The organism is Streptomyces aureocirculatus (genome assembly GCF_000720475.1).
Lineage (GTDB): Bacteria > Actinomycetota > Actinomycetes > Streptomycetales > Streptomycetaceae > Streptomyces > Streptomyces aureocirculatus.
In genome coordinates, this window is sequence record NZ_JOAP01000008.1 from 75,554 (window position 1) to 92,557 (window position 17,004).

General features: G+C 71.6%; 13 protein-coding genes. 7 read left to right on the top strand and 6 right to left on the bottom strand.

What is annotated here, in order from left to right; all coding sequences use genetic code 11:
• Window positions 1–50 precede the first annotated feature (50 nt).
• Window positions 51–1,364, bottom strand: a complete 1,314-nt coding sequence (locus tag IG78_RS0109775; protein ID WP_030561218.1) for a polysaccharide deacetylase family protein — start codon at window positions 1,362–1,364, stop codon at window positions 51–53.
• A 297-nt stretch (window positions 1,365–1,661) separates the two neighbouring features.
• Here IG78_RS0109775 and IG78_RS0109780 point away from each other — a divergent pair, with 297 nt between their 5' ends.
• The 6 genes from IG78_RS0109780 to IG78_RS0109805 all read left to right on the top strand — a co-directional run bounded on the left by IG78_RS0109780 (window position 1,662) and on the right by IG78_RS0109805 (window position 10,331).
• Window positions 1,662–4,697: a bifunctional SulP family inorganic anion transporter/carbonic anhydrase gene (locus tag IG78_RS0109780; RefSeq protein WP_225882040.1), complete on the top strand. Its 3,036-nt coding sequence runs from the start codon at window positions 1,662–1,664 to the stop codon at window positions 4,695–4,697.
• A gap of 49 nt (window positions 4,698–4,746) precedes the next feature.
• Window positions 4,747–6,753 (top strand): acetate--CoA ligase, encoded by a 2,007-nt coding sequence (gene acs, locus IG78_RS0109785; protein WP_078965021.1) that lies wholly within the window; start codon window positions 4,747–4,749, stop codon window positions 6,751–6,753.
• Between the two features lie 231 nt (window positions 6,754–6,984).
• Window positions 6,985–8,421 (top strand): Na+/H+ antiporter NhaA, encoded by a 1,437-nt coding sequence (nhaA, locus tag IG78_RS0109790; RefSeq protein WP_037685381.1) that lies wholly within the window; start codon window positions 6,985–6,987, stop codon window positions 8,419–8,421.
• A gap of 45 nt (window positions 8,422–8,466) precedes the next feature.
• Window positions 8,467–8,964, top strand: coding sequence for a phage holin family protein (locus IG78_RS0109795; RefSeq protein ID WP_030561227.1), 498 nt, complete (start codon window positions 8,467–8,469; stop codon window positions 8,962–8,964).
• A complete protein-coding gene (locus IG78_RS0109800; protein WP_199813249.1) occupies window positions 8,961–9,962 on the top strand; it encodes an alpha/beta fold hydrolase in 1,002 nt (333 codons plus the stop codon). Before IG78_RS0109795 ends, IG78_RS0109800 begins: the two co-directional genes overlap by 4 nt.
• 174 nt (window positions 9,963–10,136) lie before the next feature.
• Window positions 10,137–10,331: a hypothetical protein gene (locus IG78_RS0109805; RefSeq protein ID WP_030561231.1), complete on the top strand. Its 195-nt coding sequence runs from the start codon at window positions 10,137–10,139 to the stop codon at window positions 10,329–10,331.
• A 69-nt stretch (window positions 10,332–10,400) separates the two neighbouring features.
• On the opposite strand, the gene IG78_RS0109810 is transcribed toward IG78_RS0109805, so the two are convergent.
• From IG78_RS0109810 to nth, 3 genes are all read right to left on the bottom strand, one after another.
• A complete protein-coding gene (locus IG78_RS0109810) occupies window positions 10,401–11,603 on the bottom strand; it encodes a MarP family serine protease (protein WP_030561233.1) in 1,203 nt (400 codons plus the stop codon).
• 127 nt (window positions 11,604–11,730) lie between these two features.
• Window positions 11,731–12,372, bottom strand: coding sequence for an NUDIX hydrolase (locus IG78_RS0109815; RefSeq protein WP_030561235.1), 642 nt, complete (start codon window positions 12,370–12,372; stop codon window positions 11,731–11,733).
• 553 nt (window positions 12,373–12,925) lie between these two features.
• Entirely contained in the window at window positions 12,926–13,876 is a 951-nt protein-coding gene (nth, locus tag IG78_RS0109820) for an endonuclease III (protein WP_031128718.1), read from the bottom strand.
• A 463-nt stretch (window positions 13,877–14,339) separates the two neighbouring features.
• Here nth and IG78_RS0109825 point away from each other — a divergent pair, with 463 nt between their 5' ends.
• Complete coding sequence (locus IG78_RS0109825) at window positions 14,340–15,014, top strand: Crp/Fnr family transcriptional regulator (RefSeq protein ID WP_016642758.1); 675 nt, start codon at window positions 14,340–14,342, stop codon at window positions 15,012–15,014.
• A gap of 78 nt (window positions 15,015–15,092) precedes the next feature.
• Here IG78_RS0109825 and IG78_RS0109830 read toward each other — a convergent pair whose 3' ends face one another.
• Entirely contained in the window at window positions 15,093–15,923 is an 831-nt protein-coding gene (locus tag IG78_RS0109830) for an MBL fold metallo-hydrolase (protein WP_030561258.1), read from the bottom strand.
• A 121-nt stretch (window positions 15,924–16,044) separates the two neighbouring features.
• Window positions 16,045–16,950 (bottom strand): NUDIX hydrolase, encoded by a 906-nt coding sequence (locus IG78_RS0109835; protein ID WP_030561260.1) that lies wholly within the window; start codon window positions 16,948–16,950, stop codon window positions 16,045–16,047.
• Window positions 16,951–17,004 lie beyond the last annotated feature (54 nt).

The window sequence follows — 17,004 nt, forward strand, 5'->3', positions numbered from 1 at the left end:
GGCGGCACCCGACCGGACCCGCTCAGCTCACCGCTTGGCCGGTGCTCAGCTCACCGCTTGGCCGGCTCCGCGCCCGGGACTCCCTTGGGTGCGGGGGCGGGCCGGGCGGACAGGTAGGCGCGCCAGCCCTCCTTGGGGGCCTTGCCGACGCCGAGCTTGGTCAGCCTGGCGAGGACCTGCGGGTCCTGTGCGTCCAGCCAGTCGGCGAGCTGCCGGAAGGAGACACAGCGCACTTCGCGCTTGGTGCAGACGCGCTCGATGGTCTCCTCGATGGCACGCATGTACGTGCCGCCGTTCCACGACTCGAAGTGGTTGCCGATGATGAGGGGAGCACGGTTGCCGTTGTAGGCGCGCTTGAAGCCCTTGATCAGACCGTCGCGCATCTGGTCGCCCCAGTACTCGTGCTTGTCCGGGTCGCCCTGTGAGGTCGAACCGGACTGGTTGACCATGAAGTTGTAGTCCATGGTGAGCGTCTCGAAGCCGCGCCCCGGGACCGGGACGAGCTGCATGGACAGGTCCCAGAGGCCGCGCTTCTTCTTGGGCCAGACCTGGTTGTTCACTCCGCTGGTGTCGTAGCGGAAGCCGAGTTCACGGGCCGCGCGCATGAAGTTGGTGCGTCCTTCGAGGCAGGGGGTGCGGGCACCGATGAGCTCCCTGTCGTAGTCGAAGGGAAGCGGCTTCGCGCCGCGTCGGCCCGTGTTGGTCTTCCATGCCTTCACAAAGGACTTGGCCTGGCGGATCTCGCTCTTCCAGTCCGCGACCGACCACTCGCCGACGCCGCGCCCCGCCCCGCAGAAGTGGCCGTTGAAGTGGGTGCCGATCTCGTTGCCCTCGAGCCAGGCGCCGCGGAGCTGCTCCACGGTGTCCTTGATTCCCCGGCGGTCGTTGAAGCCGATGTCCGAGGCGCCGGCCAGGTGCTGAGGCGGCTTGTAGAGCTTGCGCTTGTTTTCGGGGAGCAGGTACACGCCGCTGAGGAAGTACGTCATCGTCGTGTTGTTCCGCTTGGCGACCTTGCGGAAGTGGGAGAACAGCTTCTGACTGTCCTCACCGGCGCCGTCCCAGGAGAAGACCACGAACTGGGGTGGCTTCTGGCCCGGTCTCAGCCGCTCGGGACGGGGCAGCTTCGGCTGTTGCCCGGTGAACGCGGTCGAACCGTCCCCGATCAGCCGCACCGCGGTCTTGGGCGCCGGAGCGCCCGCAGGCTTCTTCGCGCCGTGTGCGCCTGACTCCGCGCCGGACTTGTCGTCCGCGCATCCGGCCAGCGCCGCCGCGCCGACCGCGAGCGCGACCAGACCCGCGCCCGCCCGCCGCGCCCGCGCGCCAGTACGGCCCTGGGCGGCTGAGGTCCTTGGGGTGGCGGCCATCTTCCGCCCACCTTCTTCCGTACAAGTCGGGACAGAACGTCAGCAACTTCGCACGGGGCCCTCAGGGATTTATACCGACAAGCCGATCAGTATTTTTATTCACTCGTTGGGGTGATCACCTGCCCCATTTGCGCCTAAAATCCATGTACGACCTTTACTCTGCATTACGATTCGTTTACTGAGAGTTGAGGCATCCCGCCGCTGCAACGCCGTGACCCACGGCCGCGACCCGCCCCCCGGCAACCACCGGAGGACCCCTTGTTCCGCGACCGCGCCGCCCCGGAGGAGACGGGAAACATGTCTGCCTGCGTCCCCACCAGCGCCACCGACCCGGCTCATGGCCCCGACGCCCAGCAGCCGCACGCGCCACCACCGCGCAGGAAGTTCCGCATCGCCGGCGCCGACGTCTCCGCGTCCCTGGCCGTCTTCCTGATCGCACTGCCGCTGTCCCTGGGCATCGCCCTCGCGACCGGCGCCCCGCTCCAGGCGGGCCTGGTCGCCGCCGCCGTCGGCGGCCTCGTCGCCGGTCGTCTCGGCGGGTCCCCGCTCCAGGTCAGCGGCCCCGCCGCGGGGCTCACGGTCGTCACGGCCGACCTCATCCAGCGATTCGGATGGCGGACCACCTGCGCCATCACCGTCCTCGCGGGCCTCGCCCAGATCGGCCTCGGCTGTCTGCGCGTGGCACGCTCGGCGCTCGCCGTGAGCCCGGCCGTCGTCCACGGAATGCTCGCAGGCATCGGCGTCACCATCGCCGTCGCCCAGTTGCACATCGTCCTCGGCGGGACACCACAGAGCTCAGTGATCGCCAACCTCGGCGCGCTCCCCGCCCAGTTGGCCGACCTGCATCCGGCGGCCGTGTCGATCAGCGCCCTGACCCTGGTGGTCCTGTTCCTGTGGCCCCGGATCCCCGGCCGCGTCGGCCGGATGGCACGCGTCGTCCCCGCACCGCTCGTCGCCGTCACCGCCGCCACCGGCCTCACCGGCCTGACCGCGCTCGCCGTGGAGAGGGTGGATCTGCCGTCCTGGCGCAGCCACGCGCTGGCCGGACTGCCCGAGGGCCCCGCTCTCGGACTGGTGGCGGCGGTGCTCGCCACGACGCTGGTGTGCAGCGTCCAGTCGCTGCTCGGCGCGGTCGCCATCGACAAGCTCACCGCCCAGCGCACCAGTGCGCAGGGCCGCCCCGGCTGTGCCGACCTGGACCGCGAGCTGCTCGGCCAGGGCGCGGCGAACATGGCGTCCGGAGCGCTCGGCGGGCTGCCGATCGCCGGGGTGGCGGTGCGCAGCGTGGCGAATGTCCGGGCCGGTGCCGTCAGCAGGAACTCCACGATGCTGCACGGCGTTTGGGTGGTAGTGGCCTCCCTGCTCCTCGTGCCCGTCCTGGAGCTGATCCCGCTCGCCGCGCTCGCCGCCCTCGTCATGGCCATCGGCATCCAGATGGTCAGCCTGAATCACATCCGTACGGTCAGCAGGCACCGCGAGTTCCTCGTCTACGCCGCCACCATCCTCGGCGTGGTCGTGTTCGGGGTCCTGGAGGGCGTGACCATCGGCATCGCCGTCGCCGTGTCCGTCGCCCTGCACCGCCTCGCCCGCACCCGCATCACCTGCGAGGAGGACTCCGAGGGCGTGCACCACGTACACGTACGCGGGCAGTTGACGTTCCTCGCGGTGCCCCGGCTCAGCCGCTGTCTGCACCACGTGCCGCCGCGGGCGCACGCCGTCGTGGAGCTCGACGGTTCCTTCATGGACCACGCGGCGTACGAGTCGCTGCACAGTTGGCTGGACGCACATGCCGCGCAGGGCGGCACCGCCGAGGTCACCGGCCGCGGTGGGCAGCGCATCGCCGAGCCCGCCGCGACGTCCCACTGCGGCTGCCGCCCCTGGACGCCCTGGCGCAACCACCAGTGCGACAGCGAGAGCGAAAGCCCCCGGGAGAGCCCGGGCCCCGAGCGCCCCGAACAGCATCAACTGGCCAAGGGCATCAGCGCGTTCCAGCGGCACACCGCGCCGCGGGTGCGCGGGGAACTGGCCCGGCTCGCGCGCGAGGGCCAGCGACCCGTGCAGCTCTTCCTCACCTGCGCCGACTCCCGTGTGGTTACGTCGATGATCACGTCGAGCGGTCCCGGCGACCTGTTCGTCGTGCGCAACGTCGGCAACCTCGTGCCGCTGCCCGGCGCCGAGAGCGGCGACGACTCGGTGGCGGCCGCGATCGAGTACGCGGTGGACCTGCTGCAGGTCAAGTCCATCACCGTATGCGGGCATTCGGGCTGCGGCGCGATGCAGGCCCTGCTCACCACGCCGCCGACCGGCGCGCAGACGCCCCTCAAGAGGTGGCTCCGGCACGGGTTGCCGAGCCTGGCACGGATGGCCGAGCAAGGTCTCGCGAACGCGAGCTCCACCACGGCCGCGAGCCCCATCAGGGCTGGGAGCCCCACCACGGCTGGAAACCCCACCACTGCCGGAGGCACCACCACCGCCGCAAGCCCCACGACGGCTGAGAGCCCCACCGCGTCCGCGAACCCCACCACTGCCGGAGGCACCACCACCGCCGCAAGCGCCACCACGGCCGGAGGCACCACCACCGCCGCAAGCCCCACCACGGCCGGAGGCACCACCACCGCCGCAAGCCCCACCACGGCCGGAGGCACCACCACCGCCGCGAGCCCCACCACGGCCGGAGGCACCACCACGGCCGCGAACCCCACCACGGCCGGAGGCCCCACCACGGCCGCGGCACCACCCACCGCGTCCGCCGAGCCTGCCACCTGCACCTCATCCAGCGAGCCCGGCTCCCACACGGCACCCGGCACGCCCGCCTCGTACGCGGCACCGGCACCGGCACCGGCACCGGCATCGCCATCGCCATCGCCATCGCCATCGCCATCGGCATCGGCATCGGCATCGGCATCCGCACCGTCCACCAAGCCCGCCCCCGTGCGTGGAACCACCCCCTCCCCAGGGCCGGAAGCCACCCCCGCCTTCGGCCTGGAGGGGGCACCCCCCGGCCCGGAGGCCACGCCCCCCAGGCCGGAGGCCACGCCCCCCAGGCCCTGGCCGCGCCTCGCGGGCAGGGCCCCCGCCGACGCCGTCGAACAGCTCTGCCTCACCAACGTCGTCCAGCAGCTCGAGCATCTGCGGGCGTACGAGGTCGTGGCGAAGCGGCTTGCCGAAGGGACGCTGGAGCTGCACGGGATGTACTTCGACGTGGGCGAGGCGCAGGCGTATCTGCTGACCGACGGCTCGGACGGCGGACGAGGGGGTGGGACGGCGCCCGCTGGGCAGGCACCTGACGAGGTGTTCAGCCAGGTCACCCCCGCCCGGCCGGTAGAGGTCTAAACCAATTTCCGGCAAGCCCTTGTCACCGGGGCCGGGTGTCTGATGAGCTGTGGCCTGGGACACAACGGACACCCTGGGAAAGGGAGATGTCGTGAGCAACGAAAGCCTGGCCAACCTGCTCAAGGAGGACCGCAGGTTCGCGCCACCGGCCGACCTGGCGGCGCACGCCAATGTCACGGCGGAGGCGTATGAACAGGCCAAGGCTGACAGGCTCGGCTTCTGGGCCACGCAGGCCCGTCGGCTGACCTGGGCCACCGAACCGACAGAGACGCTCGACTGGTCGAACCCGCCGTTCGCGAAGTGGTTCAAGGACGGCCGTCTCAACGTCGCGTACAACTGTGTGGACCGCCATGTCGAGGCGGGCCACGGCGACCGGGTGGCCATCCACTTCGAGGGCGAGCCGGGGGACAGCAGGGCCATCACCTACGCCGAGCTGAAGGACGAGGTCAGCCGCGCGGCCAACGCGCTCACCGACCTCGGCGTGAGCGCGGGCGACCGGGTCGCGGTCTATCTGCCGATGATCCCCGAGGCGGTCGTGGCCATGCTGGCGTGCGCGCGCATCGGCGCCGCGCACTCGGTGGTCTTCGGCGGCTTCTCCGCCGACGCCATCGCCACGCGCATCAAGGACGCCGACGCCAAGCTCGTCATCACCGCCGACGGGGGCTATCGCCGGGGCAAGCCGTCCGCGCTCAAGCCCGCGGTCGACGAGGCCCTGAGCCGCGAGGGCACGCAGGGCGTCGGCAAGGTCCTGGTCGTCCGGCGCACCGAGCAGGACGTGGCCTGGACCGAGGGCCGCGACCTGTGGTGGCACGACGTGGTCGGCAAGCAGTCCGCGGAGCACACGCCCGAGGCGTTCGAGGCCGAGCAGCCGCTGTTCGTCCTCTACACCTCCGGGACGACGGGCAAGCCGAAGGGCATCCTGCACACGTCCGGTGGCTATCTGACGCAGGCTTCGTACACCCACCACGCCGTCTTCGACCTCAAGCCGGAGACCGACGTCTACTGGTGCACGGCCGACATCGGCTGGGTGACAGGACACTCGTACATCACCTACGGACCGCTCTCGAACGGCGCGACCCAGGTGATCTACGAGGGCACCCCGGACACCCCGCACCAGGGCCGGTTCTGGGAGATCGTGCAGAAGTACGGGGTCACGATCCTGTACACGGCGCCCACGGCGATCCGTACGTTCATGAAGTGGGGCGACGACATCCCCGCCAAGTTCGACCTCAGCAGCCTGCGGGTGCTCGGGTCGGTGGGCGAGCCGATCAACCCCGAGGCGTGGGTCTGGTACCGCAAGCACATCGGCGGCGACACATGCCCGATCGTGGACACCTGGTGGCAGACCGAGACCGGCGCGATGATGATCTCGCCGCTGCCCGGTGTGACCGAGACCAAGCCGGGCTCCGCGCAGCGCGCGCTGCCCGGGATCGCGGCCACCGTCGTGGACGACGAGGCGCGCGAGGTGCCGGACGGCGGCGGCGGCTATCTGGTGCTCACCGAGCCGTGGCCGTCCATGCTGCGCACCATCTGGGGCGACGACCAGCGGTTCATCGACACGTACTGGTCGCGTTTCGAGGGCAAGTACTTCGCCGGGGACGGCGCGAAGAAGGACGACGACGGGGACATCTGGCTGCTCGGCCGGGTCGACGACGTCATGCTCGTCTCCGGGCACAACATCTCCACCACCGAGGTCGAATCGGCACTCGTGTCCCACCCGTCCGTCGCCGAGGCCGCGGTCGTCGGTGCCGCGGACGAGACCACCGGGCAGGCCATCGTCGCCTTCGTGATCCTGCGGGGGACGGCCGACGCGGACGACGTGGAGCTGATGGGCCAACTGCGCAACCATGTGGGGACGACGCTCGGGCCCATCGCCAAGCCCAAGCGGATCCTGCCCGTGGCCGAACTGCCGAAGACACGGTCCGGGAAGATCATGCGGCGGCTGCTGCGGGACGTCGCGGAGAACCGCCAGCTCGGTGACGTGACCACGCTGACGGACTCGTCCGTGATGGACCTGATCCAGTCCAAGCTCCCGGCCGCGCCCAGCGAGGACTAGCTCCCCGACGCGACCGGCGCCCAGCGGCACCCAGCGGCACCCAGCGGCACCCAGAAGAACCCGGCAGTACCCCGCAGCACCCAGGGGCACCCCGCGCACCCGCGCCGGGTGCCCCTTTTGTGTTTAGGGTGGCATTCGCCGGATACATTCCGACGCACGTTTAGGTACGCTAAGAATCAACGTCAACAACGCGACAAGAAACACCTAGGTGCGCCGGGAAGTCTGGTCGGCATGTGCTCTGCCCTGCCTACCCGACGGAGGTCGTCTCTCGTGGCCGCGCCCACCCCCACCACCCGCAAGTTCCTCGGCCGTCTCTCCCTGCCCGAGCGCAATTTCGTCGCCGAGGCGCTGCGTACCGAGACCGTGGGCGGCGTACTCCTCCTGCTGGCCGCGATCGCCGCGCTGATCTGGGCGAACACTCCGATCAAGGAGAGCTACGAGAGCGTCAGGGACTTCCACGTCGGGCCCGGCTCGCTCGGCCTCGACCTGTCCGTGCAGCACTGGGCCGCCGACGGGCTGCTCGCGGTGTTCTTCTTCGTCGCCGGCATCGAGCTCAAGCGCGAACTGGTCGCCGGTGACCTGCGCGACCCCAAGGCCGCTGCGCTGCCGGTGATCGCCGCGCTCTGCGGCATGGCCGCGCCCGCGCTCGTCTACACCCTGGTCAACACCGTCGGCGGCGGTTCCGCCGACGGCTGGGCGGTGCCGACGGCGACCGACATCGCCTTCGCCCTCGCGGTCCTCGCGGTCATCGGCACCTCGCTGCCGTCGTCGCTGCGCGCCTTCCTGCTGACGCTCGCCGTCGTCGACGACCTCTTCGCCATCCTGATCATCGCGATCTTCTTCACCAGCGACCTGAACTTCGCGGCACTCGGCGGCGCGGTCATCGGCCTCGCGGTCTTCTGGCTGCTGCTGCGCAAGGGCGTACGCGGCTGGTACGTGTACGTGCCGCTGGCCCTGGCCGTCTGGGGCCTGATGTACAACAGCGGCGTACACGCCACCATCGCCGGTGTGGCCATGGGCCTGATGCTGCGCTGCCACAAGGAGGAGGGCGAGCCGCACTCCCCCGGCGAGCACATCGAGCATCTGGTGCGCCCCCTCTCGGCGGGGCTCGCCGTGCCGCTGTTCGCGCTGTTCAGCGCCGGTGTCGCCGTCTCCGGCGGGGTGCTCGGGGACGTTTTCGCCAAGCCGGAGACGCTCGGCGTGGTCCTCGGCCTCGTCGTCGGCAAGGTCGTCGGCATCTTCGGCGGCACCTGGCTCGCCGCCCGCTTCACCCGGGCCGAGCTGAACGAGGATCTGGCCTGGCCCGACGTCTTCGCGGTCGCCTCGCTCGCCGGGATCGGGTTCACGGTGTCCCTGCTCATCGGGGAACTCGCCTTCAGCGACGACCCGGTGCTCACCGACGAAATCAAGGCCGCCGTGCTGATCGGGTCCCTGACAGCGGCCGTGCTGTCCGCGATCCTGCTGAAGGTACGCGACGTGAAGTACCGCAAGCTGTGGGAGGACGAGGAGCGCGACGACGACCTCAGCGGCATCCCCGACATCTACGAACAGGACGACCCGGCCTACCACCTGCGCATGGCGGACATCTACCAGAAGAAGGCGGACGAGCACCGGCGACGTGCGCGACAGGCGGCCGGATCGAGCGACGCGGGCGACGGTCCGGCATGATCTGACCAGGAACACGACCCGAAGCAGAGGAATGAGGAGCAAGCGATGAGCTCACCCGACGGTCCCGTCGGCACCGAACGCAGCCTCGGCCAGCTCGTCTCAGCGGCGAGCAAAGAGATGTCGGAGCTGGTGCACGACGAGATCGCGCTGGTCAAGGCCCAGCTCACGCAGGACGTCAAGCGCGGTGCGATCGGCAGCGCCGCGTTCATCGCGGCGACCGCCGTCCTCATCTTCTCGCTGCCGATGCTGAGCTTCGCCCTGGCGTACGGCATCCGCACCTGGAGCGGCTGGAACCTGGCGATCTGCTTCGTGCTGTCCTTCGCCGCGAACGTCCTGGTGGCCGGAGTCCTCGCACTGATCGGTGTGATCTTCGCCAAGAAGGCCGCCAGGGGCAAGGGCCCGCAGAAGGCCGCGGCCGCCGCCAAGGAGACCGCCGCCGTCCTCGCGCACGCCAAGCCGCACCCGCGCGCCGTCCCCCCGGCGGTGACCGTGGAGCTTGAGGCGGGTGAGCGGGGCAGCGCTGTGGCACGCTCGACTTCATGACGGAGCAAGCCACGCCCTCGGGCAAGACCACGGCAGTGTCCCCCTCGACCGCCCGCACCCCGTCGGCGTTCTCCCCGGGAACCTCCCCGGCCCCTTCGACGGTACGGATCGAGGGCCCATGGACGCACCGGGACGTCGCCGCCAACGGTGCGCGCTTCCACATCGCCGAGCTCGGCGATGGCCCGCTTGTGCTGCTCCTGCACGGCTTCCCGCAGTTCTGGTGGACATGGCGGCACCAGCTCGTGGCGCTCGCCGACGCGGGCTTCCGCGCGGTGGCGATGGACCTGCGGGGAGTGGGCGGCAGCGACCGGACTCCGCGTGGCTACGACCCGGCCAACCTCGCCCTGGACATCACCGGCGTCGTCCGCTCCCTGGGGGAGCCCGACGCCGCGCTCGTCGGCCACGACCTGGGCGGCTATCTCGCCTGGACGGCGGCCGTGATGCGGCCCAAGCTGGTGCGCCGCCTCGCCGTCTCCTCGATGCCGCATCCGCGGCGCTGGCGCTCGGCGATGCTGCGGGACCGCAAGCAGACGACGGCCGGGGCGTACGTGTGGGGCTTCCAGCGGCCGTGGCTGCCCGAGCGGCAGCTCGTCGCGGACGACGCCGCCCTGGTGGGCAGGCTCGTACGGGACTGGTCCGGACCGAGCCTGCCGGACGACGAGGCCGTGGAGACGTACCGCCGTGCCATGTGCATCCCCTCGACGGCGCACTGCGCGATCGAGCCGTACCGCTGGATGGTGCGGTCCCTGGCGCGGCCCGACGGCATCCAGTTCAATCGGCGCATGAAGCGTCCTGTGCGGGTGCCGACGCTGCATCTGCACGGCTCCCTCGACCCGGTGATGCGTACGCGCAGCGCGGCCGGATCCGGCGAGTACGTCGAAGCGCCCTACCGCTGGCGGCTGTTCGACGGGCTCGGGCACTTCCCGCACGAGGAGGACCCGGTGGCGTTCTCGTCCGAACTGGTCTCCTGGCTGAAGGACCCCGAGCCGGACCGGTAGAGCCGTTCTCACGGTTTTGCGTGCGAAGACCCGGGTAACCCGCGGGAAGACCCGGGTAACTTCGGGGCACCGCGGGGGAACTACTGTCCGACGAACGCCAATTGCCTGCCGCATAGGCCGATTGGGGCCCTTGGGCGCGGTTACCGACCTTGAGGCACGGGCACACGTCCGGGTATGGGCTGGACGCACGACTACAGTGACGTAGCACGCAAGCGCCGCACCGCCACCGTGGTGAACCACGACAGGAGCGGTCCGCGGGATCCGGGACACCCCGAGATGGCGGCTTCCGTTCAAGCCATCGGCATTCCGCGCATCCTGCGCCGCAGGGCCCGCTGGATGTCCGCCCGGCTGCGCCACACGCGCGACTGACCCGACGCCCGGCGTCCCGGGTCCTCCCCGGCAGACGTCGCGACGCCGCGCCGACCCATCGGACACGCCCTAGAGGGCGCACCCCTGGCTGTCGACCTCCTGGTTTGCGGTGCGGCCGCGCTCGATGTCCTCGCGCACCTCGTCCACCGTCAGCGCGTACCCGGTGTCCGGGTCGTCGAGGGACTTGGCGAACACCACGCCGTAGACCTTGCCCTGCGGAGTGAGCAGGGGGCCGCCTGAGTTGCCCTGACGGACCGTGGCGTACAGCGAGTACACATCGCGGCGGACCGTGCCCCGGTGGTAGATGTCCGGGCCCTTCGCCGTGATGCGGCCGCGTACGCGCGCGGAACGCACGTCGTAGGGGCCGTCCTCGGGGAAGCCCGCCACGATCGCGCTGTTGCCGCTCTCCGCGTCCGTGGAGGTGAACCGCAGTGCCGGGGCGCGCAGCGTGGGTACGTCGAGGACGGCGATGTCGCGCTTCCAGTCGTAGAGCACGACCTTGGCGTCGTACTTCTCGGCCTCGCCGCCTATCTGCACCTTGGGCTCGTCGACGCCGCCGACCACATGCGCGTTCGTCATCACGCGGCGCGGGGCGAACACGAAGCCGGTGCCTTCGAGGGCCTTGCCGCAACTGTGCGCGTCACCGCTGACCTTCACGATGGAGCGTTTGGCGGTGGCGGCGACCTTGCTGCCCACGAGCTTGGGGTCCGGCGGCTCGACGTCCTTGATGGGCTCGTTCGAGAACGGGCTGAAGACCTGCGGGAAGCCGTTGCGCGCGAGGACCGAGGAGAAGTCCGTGAACCAGGTGTCGGCCTGGCCAGGCAGGGCGCGGTCGACGCCGAGGAGCACCTTGGAGTTGCGGACCTCCTTGCCGAGCGTGGGCAGCGTCGTGCCCGCGAGGAGGGAGCCGATCAGCCAGGCGACGAGGAGCATGGCGACGACGTTGACCATCGCGCCGCCCGTGGCGTCCAGGGCTCTGGCGGGCTGCCAGGTGATGTGCCGACGCAGTTTGTTGCCCAGATGGGTGGTGAAGGCCTGGCCGACGGAGGCACAGACGATGACGACGACCACGGCGGCGACGGCCGCGCCGGTGCTGACCTCGGCGCCCTCGTCGGTGAAGGCGTCCCAGACCACCGGGAGGAGATACACCGCGATGAGGCCGCCGCCGAGGAAGCCGGTCACCGAGAGGATGCCGACGACGAAACCCTGGCGGTAGCCGACGATCGCGAACCACACGGCGGCGAGCAGCAGCAGGATGTCCAGCAGGTTCACGGAATTCAGTCCTCGCCTCGCATCATTGCCCGCCTCGCCTCGCCTCGCGATTGCCGTGGGGAGCGGGACGGCTCCCCCGCCCCGCGGGACGGGGGAGCCGTCCCGGGCCCCGGTCCCCGCAACCTTGTCATGAGCCCCAGTCGAGCGGGACCTGGCGGTCCCGGTCCCAGGGGCGTTCCCAGCCCGCGTAGTGCAGCAGCCTGTCAATGATTCCGGCCGTGAAACCCCAGACCAGGGCGGATTCGACGAGGAACGCCGCGCCTCTGTGACCGCTCGGGTGCACCGTCGTCGCGCGGTTGGCGGGGTCCGTGAGATCGGCCACGGGCACCGTGAAGACACGGGCCGTCTCGGCCGGGTCGACGACGCCGACGGGGCTCGGCGCACGCCACCAGCCGAGGACCGGCGTCACCACGAAGTCACTCACCGGGATGAACAGGCTCGGCAGCATCCCGAAGAGCTGGACGCCGTCCGGGTCGAGCCCGGTCTCCTCCTCGGCCTCGCGCAGCGCGGCCCGCAGCGGGCCCTCCACACGCGGGTCGCCGTCCTCCGGGTCGAGGGCACCGCCGGGGAACGACGGCTGGCCCGCGTGCGAGCGCAGCGAGCTCGCCCGCTCCATGAGGAGCAGTTCGGGCCCCCGTTCGCCCTCTCCGAAGAGGACGAGGACCGCGGACTGGCGGCCCGCGCCGTTCTCCGGCGGCAGGAAACGGCTGAGCTGGTGCGGCCGCACGGTCTCCACGGCGCGCACCACGGGGGTCAGCCAGTCGGGCAGCCCCTCGGCGGTGAGGAGGCCCTGGGCGGTGAGGGCGTGGTGGTCGTCGCGGCGGGTGTGGTCACGGGCGCGCTCACTCCCCGGCCCGGCCCCACCGGGCCCGCCGCCCTGGCCCTGCGGTCCGCCGTGATCGCCCTGCGGGACCGCGTGGCTGCCGTGGCCGCCCTGCGGGGACGCGTGGCCGCCGTGATCGCGCTGCGGGGCCGCGTGGCTGCCGTGGCCGTGCGGTGCGCCACCAAGGCTTTCCGGCGAGCCCCCGTGGCCGTGCGGTGCGCCACCGTCACCCTCCCGCGGGCCGCCCGGGCCTTCCGGTGCGCCACCGTCACCCTCCCGCGGGCCGCCGGGGCCTTCCGGTGCGCCACCGTGACCGTCCGGCGCGCCGCCGTCATTCCCCCGCGGGCCGCCGGGGCCGTCGCTCGTTTCCGTGTCGCTGTCGTCTGTGTGCATGCCGCTCGCTCGCGTCATCGGCACCCCCGTCCATCTCTCCACAACGCCCCTGGGACCGCGGATGGTTCCTCTGGTTCCTCGTCGCGGCGGGCGCCCGACCGCTGGCTCACCCGGCGGCGCCCAGCGGGGGCGCCGGCTTGCCGGGGTAGTCCGGCGGGGGCTTGAGCCGCTGGCCGGGCATGCCGCCCATCTCGTACTTCAGGAGCTTCTTGGCCTTCTCGGGGTCCGTCTCGCCCTCTCCGTACGACGGGCAGAGGGGGGCGATGGGGCAGGCGCCGCAGGCGGGCTTGCGGGAGTGGCAGATGCGGCGGCCGTGGAAGATCACGCGGTGCGAGAGCATCGTCCACTCACTCTTCGGGAAGAGCGCGCCGACCTCGGCCTCGACCTTGTCCGGGTCGGTCTGCTCGGTCCACTTCCAGCGGCGTACGAGACGGCCGAAGTGGGTGTCCACGGTGATGCCGGGGACGCCGAAGGCGTTGCCGAGGACGACGAAGGCGGTCTTGCGGCCCACGCCGGGCAGCTTGACCAGGTCCTCAAGACGGCCCGGGACCTCACCGCCGAACTCGTCGCGCAACGCGACCGAAAGTCCCATGATCGACTTCGTCTTGGCGCGGAAGAAGCCGGTCGGTCGGATCAGTTCCTCGACCTCCTCGGGGTTGGCGGCGGCCAGGTCCTCGGGGGTCGGATACGCGGCGAAGAGGGCGGGGGTGGTCTGGTTCACCCGCAGGTCCGTGGTCTGCGCCGAAAGGACCGTGGCGACCAGGAGCTGGAAGGGGTTCTCGAAGTCCAGCTCGGGATGGGCGTACGAATACACCTCGGCGAGCTCGCGGTTGATCCGCCGGGCCTGCCGCACGAGGGCCGTACGCGACTGCGGGGGTTTGGGCTTCTTGACGGGCGTGGCGGCGGCCTTCCCGGCGGCGGCGGCACCCTTCGCGGCGCCCTTCGCGGCGCCCTTCGCAGGACTCGCCTCGCCGCCCTTGCCCGCCGCCCCGGACGTCCTCTTCGGCACCGTCACGCCTCCGTCCCCGGAACCCTCTGACACGCCTCGTTTCGCCATGCCGCCAGCGTACGGTCCTCCACCGACACGGACGGCGGAGATACCCGCTCGTGACCACGTCGAAGCCCCTCCGCAAGCGCGCCCGGAAGCCCGCCACCGGCGCCGCGGACGGCTGGGCGGCGGAGCGTGCGCGGGCACACACCTCCGCTGCACGCCCCGCACACCGCCCGCTTTGTCCGGTTCCCTGGGGTAACGTCGACGTGTTCGCCCACAGCGGAATCCGCGTGCGCAACCATGGCCCCAGCCGCCGTAGCCTGTGCTCTCACGGGGCAGGGAGCAGGTGTCCGACGTACGCGCGGACGTCCGTATCCGTCGCCGGTCCCCCGGATCGGCCCCCAATTGGCCCCCTTCCGCATTGCCCCCGTCACAAGTGCGGCAGACTTGAGTGACTGATCACACTGTTTGAACCGTCCGGCAAACTGGGGGCACGGTCCCCTGATGCAGGTCGACAAGGAGAGAACTCGTGGACGACGTTCTGCGGCGCGCCCCGCTCTTCGCGGCGCTCGATGACGAGCAGGCCGCGGAGCTCCGCGCCTCCATGAGTGAGGTGACCCTCGCCCGCGGAGACGCGCTTTTCCATGAGGGCGACCCCGGAGACCGCCTGTACGTGGTCACCGAGGGCAAGGTGAAGCTCCACCGGACCTCCCCGGACGGCCGCGAGAACATGCTCGCGGTGCTCGGCCCCGGCGAGCTGATCGGCGAGCTCTCGCTCTTCGACCCGGGCCCGCGTACGGCCACGGCCTCCGCCCTCACCGAGGTCAAGCTGCTCGGCCTCGGCCACGGCGACCTCCAGCCCTGGCTCAACGCCCGCCCGGAGGTGGCCGCCGCCCTGCTGCGCGCCGTGGCCCGGCGCCTGCGCAAGACCAACGACCAGATGTCGGACCTCGTGTTCTCCGACGTCCCCGGCCGCGTGGCCCGCGCCCTGCTCGACCTGTCCCGCCGCTTCGGCGTGCAGTCCGAAGAGGGCATCCACGTGGTGCACGACCTCACCCAGGAGGAGCTGGCCCAGTTGGTCGGCGCCTCCCGCGAGACGGTCAACAAGGCACTGGCGGACTTCGCGGGCCGCGGGTGGCTGCGCCTGGAGGCGCGCGCGGTGATCCTGCTCGACGTGGAGCGCCTCGCCAAGCGCTCACGCTGACCTCGTAGGCCTGGCCTGTGGCGCGGAACCCCCTTCACGGCGGGCTCCGCGCCACAAGCCGTTCACGGCAGGAGTGCGTCAGATCAGGCCGTGCTCGCCCAGATAGTCCAACTGCGCCCGCACCGACAGTTCCGCGGCCGGCCACAGGGTCCTGTCCACGTCCGCGTACACGTGCGCCACGACCTCGCCCGACGTCACGTACCCGTTCTCGACCGCCGTCTCCACCTGCGCGAGGCGGTGCGCGCGGTGCGCCAGATAGAACTCCACGGCGCCCTGGGCGTCCTCCAGGACCGGACCGTGACCCGGCAGCACCGTGTGCACGCCGTCGTCGACCGTCAGGGAGCGCAGCCGCCGCAGCGAGTCCAGGTAGTCGCCGAGACGGCCGTCGGGGTGGGCGACCATCGTCGTGCCGCGGCCGAGGATCGTGTCGCCCGTCAGCACCGCGCGGTCGGCGGGCAGATGGAAGCAGAGGGAGTCCGAGGTGTGTCCGGGCGTGGGTACGACACGCAGCTCAAGGCCGCCCGTGGTGATCACGTCGCCCGCTCCCAGGCCCTCGTCGCCGAGGCGCAGCGCCGGGTCGAGGGCACGCACCTTGCTGCCCGTCAGCTCCGCGAACCTGGCGGCGCCCTCGGCGTGGTCGGGGTGGCCGTGGGTGAGCAGGGTGAGGCCGACCCGCCGCCCCGCCTCCGCCGCCGTGGCGACGACCCGCGCGAGGTGGCCCTCGTCGAGGGGGCCCGGGTCGACGACGACCGCGAGGTCGGAGTCCGGTTCCGCGAGGATCCAGGTGTTGGTGCCGTCGAGGGTCATCGCGGAGGGGTTGGGGGCGAGGACGTTGACGGCACGGTCGGTGGCGGGACCGCTGAGGACGCCGCCGCGCGGCTGGCCGGGGAGTGCGGCTGCTTCGGTCATACGGGGGTGACTCCCGTCGAGTGCGAGTGCGAGTGCGAGTGCGGAGGCTGGGGCTGGTGGCGAGGTGGGCGGTGGGGCGCGCGAGCCCGGGGGCGGGGCGCGCGAGCCCGGGGGCGGGGGCTCACGCGGTGTCGCCCGTCGGGATGTGTTTCGTGAACTCCTCGTGGCCGGGCCAGGACAGGACCAGTTCGCCGTCCGCGATCCGGGCCCGGGCGAGGACCGGGGCCAGGTCGCGGGCCGGGGCGGCGGCGAGGGCGGCCGTGGCCGTGGCGCAGCCGGAGAGCTGGCGGAGCGTGGCGATGGTCGGCGGCATCATCAGGAGTTCGCCGCGGTCGTAGCGCTCGGCGGCCTGCCGGGGGCTGATCCAGACGGTGCTCTCGGCTTCCGTGGAGGCGTTGCGGGTGCGCTGGCCCGCCGGGAGGGCCGCGACGAAGAAGAAGGTGTCGTAGCGGCGCGGCTCGAACTCCGGGGTGATCCAGCGGGCCCACGCGCCCAGGAGGTCGCTGCGCAGGACCAGGCCGCGGCGGTCGAGGAACTCGGCGAAGGAGAGGTCGCGGGCGACCAGGGCCGTGCGGTCCGCCTCCCAGTCGTCGCCGGTGGTGTCGGCGATGACGGTGTCCGGGGTCGGTCCCGCGAGCAGCACGCCCGCCTCTTCGTACGTCTCCCGTACGGCAGCGCACACGACGGCCTGGGCGGCGGCCTCGTCGAGGCCGAGGCGGGTCGCCCAGGCGGCGCGCGGCGGGCCCGCCCAGCGGACGTGGTGGTCGTCGTCACGGGGGTCCACGCCGCCGCCGGGGTAGGCGTACGCCCCTCCGGCGAAGGGCATCGACGTACGTCGGCGCAGCATGTGGACTTGTGGGCCGGGGGTTCCCGTGGTCCCGGAGGCTCCAGTGGTCCCGGGGGCTCCGGTGTCCCGGAGGAGCATGACCGTGGCCGCCCGGCGAGGCCTGGCGGGCGTCAGCTCGCCTGCCGCGAGGGCGCGGATGCGGTCGGGCCACTCCGGGGGGTACCACTGCCCATTTGCCATGGGCGGAGGCTATCCGGTGAGGTGCGGATGTTCGAGGGGCCTCTTGTGGTGTAC